At 68.6% G+C, this 12,447-nt stretch carries 9 protein-coding genes; 3 read left to right on the top strand and 6 right to left on the bottom strand.

Annotated elements, in window-relative coordinates; genetic code table 11:
- Positions 1–163: 163 nt before the first annotated feature.
- Positions 164–2,242 carry a TonB-dependent receptor gene (locus G3N98_RS18365; RefSeq protein WP_241025959.1) on the bottom strand — a complete coding sequence of 693 codons (2,079 nt, stop codon included), beginning with the start codon at positions 2,240–2,242 and terminating at the stop codon, positions 164–166.
- Between the two features lie 579 nt (positions 2,243–2,821).
- On the opposite strand from G3N98_RS18365, the gene adhP reads away from it, so the two are divergent.
- On the top strand, positions 2,822–3,850 hold the full coding sequence (gene adhP / locus G3N98_RS18360; RefSeq protein WP_175238471.1) for an alcohol dehydrogenase AdhP: 1,029 nt from the start codon (positions 2,822–2,824) through the stop codon (positions 3,848–3,850).
- Positions 3,851–3,919: 69 nt separating this feature from the next.
- On the opposite strand, the gene G3N98_RS18355 is transcribed toward adhP, so the two are convergent.
- From G3N98_RS18355 to G3N98_RS18345, 3 genes are all read right to left on the bottom strand, one after another.
- Positions 3,920–5,365, bottom strand: coding sequence for a sialidase family protein (locus G3N98_RS18355; RefSeq protein ID WP_089427431.1), 1,446 nt, complete (start codon positions 5,363–5,365; stop codon positions 3,920–3,922).
- Positions 5,366–5,810: 445 nt separating this feature from the next.
- On the bottom strand, positions 5,811–6,242 hold the full coding sequence (locus G3N98_RS18350) for a MarR family transcriptional regulator (RefSeq protein WP_089474928.1): 432 nt from the start codon (positions 6,240–6,242) through the stop codon (positions 5,811–5,813).
- Entirely contained in the window at positions 6,239–7,156 is a 918-nt protein-coding gene (locus G3N98_RS18345; protein WP_206148831.1) for an alpha/beta hydrolase, read from the bottom strand. The genes G3N98_RS18350 and G3N98_RS18345 overlap by 4 nt, the downstream gene beginning before the upstream one ends.
- A 300-nt stretch (positions 7,157–7,456) precedes the next feature.
- On the opposite strand from G3N98_RS18345, the gene G3N98_RS18340 reads away from it, so the two are divergent.
- Complete coding sequence (locus G3N98_RS18340; protein WP_175238474.1) at positions 7,457–8,422, top strand: ABC transporter substrate-binding protein; 966 nt, start codon at positions 7,457–7,459, stop codon at positions 8,420–8,422.
- A gap of 52 nt (positions 8,423–8,474) precedes the next feature.
- Positions 8,475–9,569, top strand: coding sequence for an LLM class flavin-dependent oxidoreductase (locus tag G3N98_RS18335; RefSeq protein ID WP_206148830.1), 1,095 nt, complete (start codon positions 8,475–8,477; stop codon positions 9,567–9,569).
- 96 nt (positions 9,570–9,665) lie between these two features.
- On the opposite strand, the gene G3N98_RS18330 is transcribed toward G3N98_RS18335, so the two are convergent.
- Positions 9,666–10,601 carry an ABC transporter substrate-binding protein gene (locus G3N98_RS18330; RefSeq protein WP_089474924.1) on the bottom strand — a complete coding sequence of 312 codons (936 nt, stop codon included), beginning with the start codon at positions 10,599–10,601 and terminating at the stop codon, positions 9,666–9,668.
- Positions 10,602–10,635: 34 nt separating this feature from the next.
- The gene (locus G3N98_RS40200) at positions 10,636–12,426 is read right to left on the bottom strand and encodes an amino acid ABC transporter permease/ATP-binding protein (protein WP_166887473.1); all 1,791 of its coding nucleotides are present in this window, start codon (positions 12,424–12,426) and stop codon (positions 10,636–10,638) included.
- Between the last annotated feature and the right edge of the window lie 21 nt (positions 12,427–12,447).

The raw sequence follows: 12,447 nt of genomic DNA, 5'->3' as shown, positions 1-12,447 counted from the left end.
TATGGATGAATATCGGAATTGGGTTTCGACTTAATTGGGGAGGGAACTGGTGCGCGTCGTCGGCGAATGCCGCGCGACTGGCGGTCATTGCGGATCAACGGAAACTCGCGCCGCAGGGGCGCCGGAGAGAGGCCCGCGGCGGGCGCCGCGGACCATGAGAGGGTCAGAACGTGGTGCGCAACCCGGCCATCACGCTGCGGCCGCCTTGCGGCGCGAAGCCGCGCACGACCGAGGTCGAATAGCGGATTTCCTGGTTCGTCAGGTTGTCGCCGCGCAGGTACGCGAGCCAGTGCGTCGGGCCGACACGGAACTTGTAGGTGAGCATCACGCCGAGCGACGTGTAGCCGTCCGTCGAGAAATCGTTGTCGGGCACGCGATGCTGCGACCACGCGTGCGTGACTTGCGCACGCGCGCCGAACGGGCCGTAACCGTAGTCGGCCGCGAGCGTCGCGCGCAGCGGCGCGATGCGCGGCAGCGGCTGGCCCGTGTCGACGTTGCGCGCATGCGTGTAGTCGGCGGTCAGCTCCAGGTCGACCGTATGGCCGCGCCGCGCGAACGCGCGCCACTTGCCGTCCAGCTCGATGCCGTAGAACTCGGCGCGCACGCCGCGGTAGATCGCTTCGTTGAGCGCGCCGTCGGCGCCGGGCGCGACGGGCTCGTCGTCGCCGTTCACCACGCGGCCCGTGTTGTACTCGGTCAGGTAGTTCGAGAAGCGGTTGTAGAACACGCCGACGCTGCCACGGTTCGGCCCGCTCGCATAGCGCAGCGACAGGTCGGTCGACACGGCCTTTTCCTTCGACGCGTTCGGGTTGCCGATCAGGAACTGGCCGGTCGCATCGTGCGGGCCGTTCGAATACAGCTCATAGAAGGTCGGCGCGCGTTCGGTGTATGCGACGTTGGCCGCCACCGACCACACGGGCGTCAGCGAGAACAGGGCGCCGGCCGACAGGCTGCCCGCGTTGAATTCGCGCGGCTGCGCCCCCGCGAATTTCTCGACGCCGGCCGGATCGGGATCGACCTTCACGTGTTCGAAGCGGCCGCCGAGGCTCAGCTTCAGCGCCGGGACGACCTGCCATTCCTCGAGGCCGAACAGCGCGACGCTGTTGGTGCGCGTGGACGGCACGAGCAATTCGTCGCCGAGCGCGGAGAACGTGTTCTGGCCGAACTGCACGCCGATCGCACCTTCGAACGGGCCGATCTTGCGATGCGTTGCCTCGATGCGCGCCTCGTAGCCGCGATTGCGGAAGGTGGTCGCGGTTTCGCCGTTGTCGACTTCCTTGTGACGGTAGTCGGTGTACGCGAAGTCGAATTTCAGCTTCGTGAACGGCCCGCTCAGGTTGCGCACCTCGGACGCGAGCGCGAGGCGCTCCTGGCGCATCCGCAGCCGCACGTCGCTTTCCGCGACGGAGCCGTAGTTCGATTCGTAGCCGCTGTAGGACAGGCCCGCGAAGCCGTCCGCCCACGTGTACGACGCGCCCACCGCGCCGCCGTGCACGCGGCCGTCGCTGTTCGGTACGTTGCCGTACGGCTGCGGCGCGTCGGGGCCGTCGATCGCGCGTTGTGCGCTGCTGCGCGCGTAGCCGGGAATCCGCAGCTTGCTCGTCTCGCGGTCGAACGCATCGACGTGGAACGCGAAGCGGCCGTTGCCGCCTTCGACCTGCGCGGCGCCCGCGCGCACCGAGTTCGCGCCGCCGTAGCGCGCGTCGAGCGCGCCCGTCACGCCCTGGATCGCTTCGCGCGGAATCCGGTTGTCGATCGTGTTGACGACGCCGCCCACCGCATTGCCGCCGTACAGCAGCGCGGCCGGGCCGCGCACGATCTCGACGCGTTCGATCGACAGCGGGTCCTGCGGCACCGCATGGTCGTACGACAGCGACGACGCGTCGTACGCCGCGACGCCGTTCTGCAGCAGCCGGATCCGGTCGCCATCCATCCCGCGGATGATCGGGCGGCCGACCATCGGCCCGTAGGTGGTGGTCGACACGCCGGGCAGCCCGTTCAGCGTTTCGCCGAGCGAATCGGCCTGGCGGCGCGTCAGCGCATCGCCGGAAAGCTGGGCGGTCGGTGCGATCAGTTCGTTGTCGCCGAGCGGGTTCGCGGTCACGAAGATCGGGGCGAGCGTGGTGGTCGGCGGCGTGCCGGACCCGGCGGGCGGCTCGGTCTGCGCGTGCGCGACGGCGGCGAACAGCATCAGCGAAAGGGACGAGAGCGGGCGAAGCGGTAGACGAGGGAGGTCGCGCATGGTCGGTGAATCGGTTGGAATCGGATCGGATAACGAGCGATGCAGGTCACGGCTGGATACGATATATTGTTGCGTCAGCGACGCGCAGTGACCCGTTGGAACATGGCTCGGCGAGGCTCGGCCGCCCACAGTAGAACGGCGTCAGGCGAACGAGCACGCGAAATGATATGTTATATCATCTCAAAATCCAAGCCGGATGGCGGGATCCTGTCGGGTTTCTGTCGGACGGGGGAAATGGCGGCGGGAGCGGAAATCGTCTGCGCGGTGTTCGGAACGCTCGCCTGAACCGGACGATGCGATGCGCGCGCCGACGCGTTGCCGATACGCCGGCCAGGTGCGTGTTGCCCGCGTTCGGTGTCCGTCGAAGCGGTCCGCCCGAAGCAGCCCTGCGCTGATCGATGCAGCGGGAGCGGACCTCGCTCCTGAGTCGGGAGCCAGCGCGATTCCGCGTCGCGCGACGGTGCGACGTCTTGTAGCGGTGGCCATCGCCGTGCATTGCCCCGCGTGTTGATGCGTATCAACGTCGTTCGATTCCGAAACCGGATACTGGATCGCTCATTGACCAGGCAGGAGCGACCCATGACCCAAACCATGAAAGCGGCCGTCGTGCACGCATTCGGCGAACCGCTGCGCATCGAGGAAGTGCCCGTGCCGACGCCGGGGCCCGGCCAGATCCTCGTCAACATCAAGGCATCGGGCGTGTGCCATACCGACCTGCACGCAGCCGATGGTGACTGGCCGGTCAAGCCGACGTTGCCGTTCATTCCGGGGCATGAAGGCGTGGGCATCGTCGCGGCGGTCGGTGCGGGCGTCACGCACGTGCGCGAGGGGGATCGCGTGGGCGTGCCGTGGCTCTACACGGCCTGCGGCCATTGCGAGTACTGCCACACGGGCTGGGAAACGCTGTGCCACGGCCAGCAGAACACCGGCTATTCGGTGAACGGCAGCTACGCGGAATACGTGCTGGCCGATCCCGACTACGTCGGCCATTTGCCCGCGCAGGTTGCGTTCGACGAGATCGCGCCGATCCTGTGCGCGGGTGTCACCGTCTACAAGGGCATTCGCGTCACCGAGACGCGCCCGGGCCAGTGGCTCGCGATCTCCGGCATCGGCGGCCTCGGGCACGTGGCCGTGCAGTATGCGCGTGCGATGGGCCTGCACGTCGCGGCCATCGACATTTCACCCGACAAGCTCGCGCTGGCGCGGCAGCTCGGCGCGGAACTGACGATCGACGCGTCGATCGACGATCCGGCCAAGGTGATCCAGAAGGAGATCGGCGGTGCGCACGGCGTGCTCGTCACGGCCGTGTCGCGCAGCGCGTTCGCGCAGGCGCTCGGGATGGTGCGGCGCGGCGGCACGGTGGCGCTCAACGGCTTGCCGCCCGGCGATTTCCCGTTGCCGATCTTCTCGACCGTGCTGAACGGCATCACCGTGCGCGGGTCGATCGTCGGCACGCGGCGCGACCTGCAGGAATCGCTCGACTTCGCGGCCGATGGCCTGGTGCGCGCGCATATCCATCGCGACCGGCTCGGCAACATCAACGACGTGTTCGCGAAGCTGCGCGAAGGCAAGGTCGACGGGCGCATCGTGCTGACCGACATGCATTGATGCCGTAAATACGCCCACGCCGCCGCGCGACGCATCGCGTCGTGCGGCTGCGTGGCGGTCATGCCAGCGTCATGGTGCGAAGAACACGTCGGTGCGGTTCGTCAGGTTGCCCGCGTTGGTCTGGACGAAGAACGGATGGAACGACGACGACGGAAGCACGTCGAGCCCCTGGTAGTCGCCGATGAAGAACCCTTCGGCATTGGGTGCGAGCTTCATGTCGAACGGGCCGCCGACGCGCCGCTCGTCGGTGAACGTGGTGCCGCCGTCATGCGAGATCTTGCGCCAGAAGCCGGTCGGCAGCGTCGTGGTGTTGCCGGCCTGCAGGTCGCGGAAGTCGTAGTACGTGACCATCACGGCCCCCGTGTTGTCGACGCGCACCGACGGATTGAACGCGGGGCGCCCGGTCGGCGTGTTCAACTGTTGGGGTGCGCTCCAGGTCGCGCCGCCGTCCTTCGACGTCGATACCGCAATCTCGTCGTACGTGCCGCCGTTGAAGCGGCTGTCCTGCCACACGACGTACAGCTGCCCCGACGCGGGATCGATCGCGGGTTCCGGAATGATGTCGCCGGTGCGCACCGGTTCGCCGGTCACCGGATCCGTGACGCCGACCGTCTGCAGGCCGGCGATCACCTGCGGTTTCGTCCACGTTGCGCCGTCGTCGGTCGACTTGATGAACGCGACCTTGCCGGCCGCCTTGCTGAACGGTGGCTGGATCAGGTCGAAGAAATCGTAGAGCGTGCCGTTCCTCGGATCGACCACGATCTGGTTGCCGATCGTCTGCTGGCGTGAAGGCACGTTGACGATCACTTTCGGGGCGCTCCACGTCTTGCCGCCGTCGGTCGTCTTCGAGAACAGCGTCGGGCCGCGGAATGCCTTCGTGTGCAGGTTCGCGTACGGGTTGCCGTTCGGCAGCTCGAGGCGGTCCCATACCGCATACGCCGTGCCGGCCTTCACCGGGTTCGCGGTGACCGATTCCTTGTCGTTGAAGAACTGCGTCGTCGGCTCGTCGTTCGCGATCAGCACGGCCGGGCTGCTCCACGTCTGCCCGCCGTCGGACGAAACCGACGCGGCAACCGCATTGCTGTTGTTCGACTGGTTGAACGAAATCGACACCGAGTACGCGGTGCCGTCCGGCCCGAACGAGACCCACGGATCGGACGCGCGCTCGTACTTGAGCCCGCCCGGCGCGCATGCGCTGAACGGCTGCGGCGTGCGTGCCCAGGTCGCGCCGCCGTCGAACGTGTAGCCGGCGACGAGCCCGTGGGCGCCGCCGTTCGACCAGCGGTCCTGCTGCCACACGCCGATCATGTTCATCGGGTTGGCAGGGTTGACCGATAGCCACGGCTCGACTTCGGCGTTCACGTAGTTGGTGCCGGGGCCGCCGATGGTGCAGGCGGCGAACGGGCTCGGGCCGGACACGACGACGGGATCGGCGTGCGCCGCGGCAGCGGCGGCCATCGCCATCGCGGCGGACAGGCGGGTGACAAGCGAGTGGGACACGATCATGCGTCGCATGGACTGCTCCTCGTTGACGTGCGGGTGCGTTGGTGCGGCACGACACGGCAGCGCGATCCGGCGCGCGGCGTCGGATGCCGCGCATCAGGCCGATACGTGTCGTTCAGGATGCCGCTTCGGCCATCGCAATCCGCGTGCGCTGGATGCCGCCAGCACTTCGGTTAAGACTCCTTTTCATTTTCATTGATTGTCGGGCGTGTCTGCGATGTCGACCGGACGGGAAGACTTGCCCGGGCAGGCGACGAATGTGTCGAGGTGGATTGCAATGTAGGCGATTCGATTGCCACCCGGCAGGCAGTTTTTTGTAACAGTGCGTAGCCGGAAAGCGTTGCCGGAAGAGGGCGGCGGGCGCGCAAAAAATGCCGTCGAGGCGGCATGAAAATGCGAATCGGAATCGCTTTCGATGGGGCCGGTGAGTGCCGGTGAAGATGCCGGAAGGTGCCGCTCAGCGCTCCGCCGGAAACCGCTCCTGCAACGCATGCAGCCAGCGCGCGACGACATCGAGTTCGTCGTCGGAAAACCCGTCGCACAGCTTGCCGTTGAGTTCGCGGAGCAGCACGCGCGCATGCTTGAGCGCGGCGTGGCCTGCGTCGGTCAGGTACAGGCGCGTCGCGCGGCCGTCATCCGAATCGGCGTGACGCGTAATGAGGCCGGCTTTCGCCATCCGATCGGCGAGCCCTGTCATCGCGGACGGCGCGAGTTGCAGCGCGGCGCCGACTTCACCGATCAGCGCACCATCCTGTTTCGCGAGACAGAACAAGGCGCCCGCCTGCGCGGCGCTCGCGCGCGTCTCGGTCTCCGCCTTGCGGTCGATCCAGCGCTGCACGCGCCGCTGGCCGATGTTCAACATGAAAAACAGTCGTCGGTCTTCGCTCAAGCTGGGTTCCCGGCTGCAATGGAAAGGGAGGGGCGGCCCGCGGTTCGCGGCGGATCGAGCTCCTGCGCGAGCCAGTCGGCCACGTCGGGCCACAGCACGGTGCCGGGGCGGCTGCGGAAGAAGCCCATGTGCCCGACCGGGCCGCTGCCCGCCGCGTACGGATCGATCTGGCGGCGTTCGACCGTCGCGCGGGTCAGATAGCTTACCAGCAGCCCGATCGCCGGCGGGTTCGCCCACGGGTCGTCGTCGAAGCCGAGCGCGAGGATCGGCAACTGCTGTTTCGCGTAACGCTCGGCCGCGCCGAGTGTCGGATCGTCGAAGAAATAGTGCGGCAGCGTGGTCCAGCGGCTCCATTCGCGGAACACGCCGGCCGGCATGTCCTCGCCGAGCCCGAGCCGCTTGCCGGGCACGTAGCCGAGCAGCGCCGACATCAGCGGGCCGAGCACGCGCAGGATCAGCCGCACCTTCAGGCGTTCGGCCGCCTGCGTGATCAGCCGCGTGCTGCCCGCATGCGCGGCGACCAGCACGGCCGCACGCAGGTGCGGCGTCGCGGCGGACAGCCCGATCGCGTGCCCGCCGACGCTATGGCCGACCGCCAGCAGCGGCAAGCCTTCGTACGCCTGCCGCGCCCACGCGGTCGCGGCGCCCACGTCGAGTTCCATCCAGTCGCGCATGCGGGCCTTCAACGCACCCAGGCGCGCGGGGCGAGACGCGCCGATGCCGCGATAGTTGTAGGTGAGCGCCGCGAAGCCGCGTTCGGTCAGGAAGCGCGCGAAGCCCGCATACAGCCGCTCCGGCACGGCCGTTGCCGGATGGATCAGCACCAGCGCGCGCGGCGGCGCGTCCGGCGACCACAGCGTGCCGTGCAGCGCGTAGCCGTCGGCGGCGGAAAACTCGATGGGCTCGGAGGTCATGGCTGTCCTCGTTACGGGTAGTTATTTCGTATGCGAAATATAGTCCGTGATTTATTTCGCGCACGAAATATCTGTCGAGGATTCATTCGAACCGGATTCCCTCGAGCGCGGCCGGCGGCATCCGGCGACGCCTGCCATGTCATAAAACATTTGCATCTTTGCATAGAAGAATATTGCGTTTGTTTCATGATGAAGATCGACGTATCTTCAGCGGTTCCATCCGTTCCGCCGACCACCGTGCACGGCGGACCACGGGCGCCGCCCGCGCGCGGCCGTCCGCCAACCCTCCGGGAGATCACGTTGTTGAGTCGAATCGTCACGGCACTCTTGCTGGCGCTTGCAGCGCAGCCGGGCATGGCCAAGGACACCGTCACGCTGCGCGTCGGTGAACAGAACTACTTCAACATCCAGGCGTCGATGGAGGCGTCCGGCGTGCTGAAGGACCTGCCTTACACGATCGAGTGGAAGCATTTCCAGGCCGCGGCGCCCGTCGCCGAATCGCTGAACGGCAATGCGATCGACGTCGGCTTTCTCGGCGATTCCGCGCTGCTCACGCTGGCCGCGCGCGGCGCGCCGGTGAAGGTGGTCGCCGTGTCGCGGCAGAGCCTCGACGGCGTCGCGATCCTCGTGCCGAAGAATTCGCCGGTGCGCACCGTGGCCGACCTGCAGGGCAAGACCATCGCCGTATGGCGCGGCGCGTGGAGCCAGCAGCTCGTGCTGCGCGCGCTCGAACACGCGGGCTTGCGCGCCGATTCGGTCAAGTACGCGTACCTGATGCCGATCGATGCGACCAACGCGCTCGCGAACGGCTCGGTCGACGCCGTGTCGTTGTGGGAGCCGTTCGTCAGCACGCTCGCGTTGCGGCAAGGTGCGCGACCGGTGACGACCGCGCAGGGGCTGATGCCGGCGCTGAGCTTCGTCGCCGCGAACGAGCAGGCCGCCTCCGGCAAGCGCGCCGAGCTCACCGATTTCCTGCGGCGCGTCGTCGCCGCGCGCCAGTGGGTCGACAGCCATCCGCGCGAGTACGCGGACCTGTGGGCGAAGCGCGCGAAGCTCGAACCCGACGTCGCGTACCGCTGGCTCAACAACGCGAAGCAGCGCGTCGGCCCGGTCGACGAGACGGCCGCGAAGGACGCGCAGAACACGGCCGACTTCCTGTACAAGGCCGGCGTGATTCCGGCCGCGTACGACACGTCGAAGCTGCTCGACCGCTCGTATGCGGGCGCGTTCGCGGCGCCGGCGCAGAAGACGGCCGCCGCGCAGTAAGCGGGCCATCCCGGCCACGATTTCCAATCGAGCACCCCAAGGACATCCCGACATGCCAGTCGACATCATCGGCATGATCACCGCGACACCCGGCGCGGAGGTCGACGTACCGGGCGGCGCGGCCGTCCAGCCCGACTACGTGCGCCGCTTCGCGCAGGCGCACGAGGCCGCCGGCTTCGACCAGATCCTGGTCGGCCATTTCAGCAACGCGGCGGACGGCTTCATCGTCGCGTCGTTCGCGGCTGCCGCGACCGAACGCATCCGCATCCTGCTCGCGCACCGGCCGGGCGTGATCGTGCCGTCGGCCGCCGCGCGGCAGATCGCGACGCTCGACGTGTTCAGCGGCGGCCGGCTGGCGCTGAACGTCGTGTCGGGCGGCGACGATGCCGACCTGCAGCGCGACGGCGATTTCGTGCCGCACGACGCGCGCTACCGACGCACCGGCGAATATCTCGACGTGCTGAAACGGATCTGGCAAGCCGACGCGCCGGTCGACCATGACGGTGCGTTCTATCGGCTGCGCGGTGCGTCGCCGCTCGTGAAGGGCGCGCAGCGGCCGCACGTGCCGATCTATTTCGGCGGTTCGTCGCCGGCTGCGCTGGCGGTCGCGGGCGAGCATGCCGATGTCTACATGACGTGGGGTGAGCCGCTCGCGTCGGTGCGCGAGCAAATCGCACGCGTGCGCGAAGCCGCCGCACCGTTCGGGCGTGCGCCGCGCATCAGCGTGTCGTTCCGGCCGATCGTGGCCGACACCGAGGCGGCCGCATGGGAGAAGGCCGAGGCGATCCGCGAACGCGTGCGCGCGGCACGGCTCGCGAACGGCCAGCCGATCGCCGACCATGCGCCGCAGAATGCAGGTTCGCAACGGCTGATGGCGGCCGCCGCGCAGGGCGACGTGCTCGATGAGCGGCTGTGGATGGGTGTCGCGAACCTGACCGGCGCGCGCTGGAATTCGACCGCGCTGGTCGGCACGCCGGAACAGGTCGCGCGGGCGCTCGGTGCGTATTACCGGCTGGGCGTGTCGACGTTCCTGATTCGCGGGTTCGATCCGCTGGACGATGCGCTCGATTACGGGCGCGAGCTGATTCCGGCGATTCATGCGCACGTCGCGGAACTCGACCGGTATCACGCGGCGGTGACCGCGTAGGCTCCTGCAGCCAACGATGTTGCTTCGACGCGCCCCGGCATTGCCATCGTGGCATGCCGGGGCGATGTCATGTCGGGCATCGCCCCGTCGACGCCGTCAAAACGACGGCAGCCCCGGCGGATTGGTCTCCGCACGCGCGATCGCTTCACTCTGCAAACCCCAGCGCGCGAGCGCCTGCCCGTAGCGGCCGCTGCCGATCAGCGCGTTCGTCGCCAGCGTCAGCGCGGGCGCGAGCCCACTGCCGCGCCGCGTCGCGATCGCCACGTCGGCGTTGGCCGGCCAGCCCGCATTGACGACGCCGACGCGGCGGATCTTGCCGGTGCGTGCGGCCTCGTATGCGAGCGACGCATTCGGGTTCAGCTCCGCATCGGCGCGACCCGACAGCAGCGCGACGCGCGACGCCGCATCGTCGTCGAAATAGAGCAGCTCGGCCGGTTTCAGCCCCTGCGCCACGTTGCGCTTGTTCCACTCGAGCAGGATGCGCTCCTGGCTCGTCCCCGCGCCGGTGATGATGCGCAGGCCGGCGATGTCCTTCGGTTCGGCGAGCTTCGCGATCGGGCTGCCGGTGCGCACGTAGAAGCCGTGCAGCCCGAGCCGGTAGGTCGTGAAATCGTATTTCTCCTTGCGCTTCTCGGTCACGCCGACGTTCGAGATCACCGCGTCGTACTTGCCGGACGTCAGCCCGAGCGGCCAGTCGGCCCACGCGATCGGCAGCAGCACGAGCGTGCGGCCGAGCGCGTCGGCGACGAGCTGCGCATAGTCGGGATCGGCGCCGACCACGGTGCGCGCGTCGGTCGCGTAGGTCGACACGGGCGGCGCGTGCGGTGAAATCGCGACCGTGAACGCACCGTCGCGTACCCAGCGGTAGCCGGCTGCCGCACGGATCGCCGCGTCGTCGGGTTGCGCGCGCGGGCGGCCGGCCTGGCGCGGATCGAGATCCGCGGTCGCGGCGGCTGCCTGCACCGCGTGCCACGGAAGGCTGCCCGCTGCCGCGACCAGCGCGGCGGTCATGAACTGGCGTCGGTCGGTCATCGTGCGGCACCTCGCAGGTCGGGAGCGGCGCGCATCACAGCACCCGCGACAGGAACGCGCGCGTGCGCGGATGCGACGGCGCATCGAGCACGACGGCCGGCGGCCCGGCTTCGACGATGCGCCCGCGCTCCATGAACAGCACGTTGTCCGCGACTTCGCGCGCGAAGCCGATCTCGTGCGTGACGATCACGAGCGTCGTGCCCGAACGCGCGAGTTCCTTGATCACGTCGAGCACCTCGTTGACGAGCTCGGGATCGAGCGCCGACGTCGGTTCGTCGAACAGCAGCACCTTCGGGCGCAGCGCGAGCGCCCGCGCGATCGCGACGCGCTGCTGCTGGCCGCCGGACAACTGGCGCGGGTACGCATCGGCCTTGTCCGCGAGGCCGACGCGCGCGAGCAGCGTGCGGGCGATGCGTTCGGCGGCGTCGCGCGTGATGCCGCCGACGACGACCGGCGCTTCGACCAGGTTCTCGAGCACGGTCAGGTGCGGGAACAGGTTGAAGTTCTGGAACACCATCCCGACGGCCGTGCGCCGCGTCAGCACGTCGCGCTCCTTCAGTTCATAGAGCACGTCGCCGTCGCGGCGATAGCCGATCAGTTCGCCGTCGATGTCGATGAAGCCGTCGTCGACGCGTTCGAGATGGTTGATCGTGCGCAGCAGCGTCGACTTGCCCGAGCCCGACGGCCCGACGATCGCGGTCACGCTGCCGCGCGGCGCGACGAACGACACGTTGTCGAGCACGCGCTGCATGCCGAACTGCTTCGACACGCCATGCACGGCCACTTCGCCGCCGGCGCGCGGCGCGACGGCGGTCGCCGCGTCGCTATCACCGTGAGCCTGCGCGACCGATGCCGCGTGACGGGACGCGACACGCCGCCACAGCACGCCGAGGCGCGCGAGCGCGAACGTGATGACGGACGGCGGCGGGTTGCGCAGCGCCCCTCGCGCATAGTGCCGCTCGACCTGCACCTGGATGGCCGACAGCACGGTCAGGATGATCAGGTACCAGACGGTGGCGACCATCAGCAGCGGAATCACTTCGAGATTGCGGCGATAGATCACCTGCACCGTATAGAACAGCTCGGGCATCGCGAGCACGTAGACCATCGACGTGCCTTTCGCGAGCATGATCAGGTCGTTGAACGCGGTCGGCAGGATCGCGCGCATCGCCTGCGGCAGCACGATCCGCGTGGTCTGGCGGCCGCGCGGCAGCCCGAGCGCGGCGGCCGCCTCGAGCTGGCCCTGGTCGACCGCGAGAATGCCGCCGCGAATCACCTCCGCGGAAAACGCCGCGTGGTGCAGCGTGAGGCCGAGCACGGCCGCGAGGAACGGGCTGATCAGGTCGGTCGTCGGCGTGTCGAACCAGACGATGTCGGTGAACGGCACGCCGAGCCGCACATGCTCGTACAGGTAGCCGAGGTTGTTCAGGATGAGCAGCAGCACGATCAGCGGAATCGAGCGGAACAGCCACACGAAGGTCCAAGCGCTCGCCGACAGCAGCCGCGAACGCGACAGCCGGGCCAGCGCGACGAACGCGCCGAGCACGAGGCCGAACACCGCGCCGAGCAGCGTCAGCACCAGCGTGCGCGCGAGCCCCGACAGCACCGGCGGCGACAGGAACCATTCGGCGAACACCGGCCAGCCCCATTGCGGGTTGCCGAGAATCGAATGCAGGACGATCGCGATCAGCGCGACGGCGAGCACGGTGCCGGCCGTGCGCGACCGGTGGCGCGCGGGCACGATCCGGAAACGCGTGCCGGCGTCGCGCGCGCCGGGGGAAGAGAGCGGCGGCAGCGCGCCGCCGAGGTGGGTCGTGTCGCTCATGTCGGTGGAAATCCTCGAATA

Source organism: Burkholderia sp. Tr-20390 (assembly GCF_017104595.1).
Classification (GTDB): domain Bacteria; phylum Pseudomonadota; class Gammaproteobacteria; order Burkholderiales; family Burkholderiaceae; genus Burkholderia.
Note: the sequence above shows the minus strand (reverse complement) of the source record. Positions and strands in the feature narration are given on the sequence as shown.

Excerpts from the sequence above, each read along its gene's own strand:
- G3N98_RS18335 (WP_206148830.1), top strand. The coding sequence starts at position 8,475 with ATGCCAGTCGACATCATCGGCATGATCACCGCGACACCCGGCGCGGAG.
- G3N98_RS18365 (WP_241025959.1), bottom strand. The coding sequence starts at position 2,242 with ATGCGCGACCTCCCTCGTCTACCGCTTCGCCCGCTCTCGTCCCTTTCG.
- adhP (WP_175238471.1), top strand. The coding sequence starts at position 2,822 with ATGACCCAAACCATGAAAGCGGCCGTCGTGCACGCATTCGGCGAACCG.
- G3N98_RS18355 (WP_089427431.1), bottom strand. The coding sequence starts at position 5,365 with ATGCGACGCATGATCGTGTCCCACTCGCTTGTCACCCGCCTGTCCGCC.
- G3N98_RS18345 (WP_206148831.1), bottom strand. The coding sequence starts at position 7,156 with ATGACCTCCGAGCCCATCGAGTTTTCCGCCGCCGACGGCTACGCGCTG.
- G3N98_RS18330 (WP_089474924.1), bottom strand. The coding sequence starts at position 10,601 with ATGACCGACCGACGCCAGTTCATGACCGCCGCGCTGGTCGCGGCAGCG.
- G3N98_RS40200 (WP_166887473.1), bottom strand. The coding sequence starts at position 12,426 with ATGAGCGACACGACCCACCTCGGCGGCGCGCTGCCGCCGCTCTCTTCC.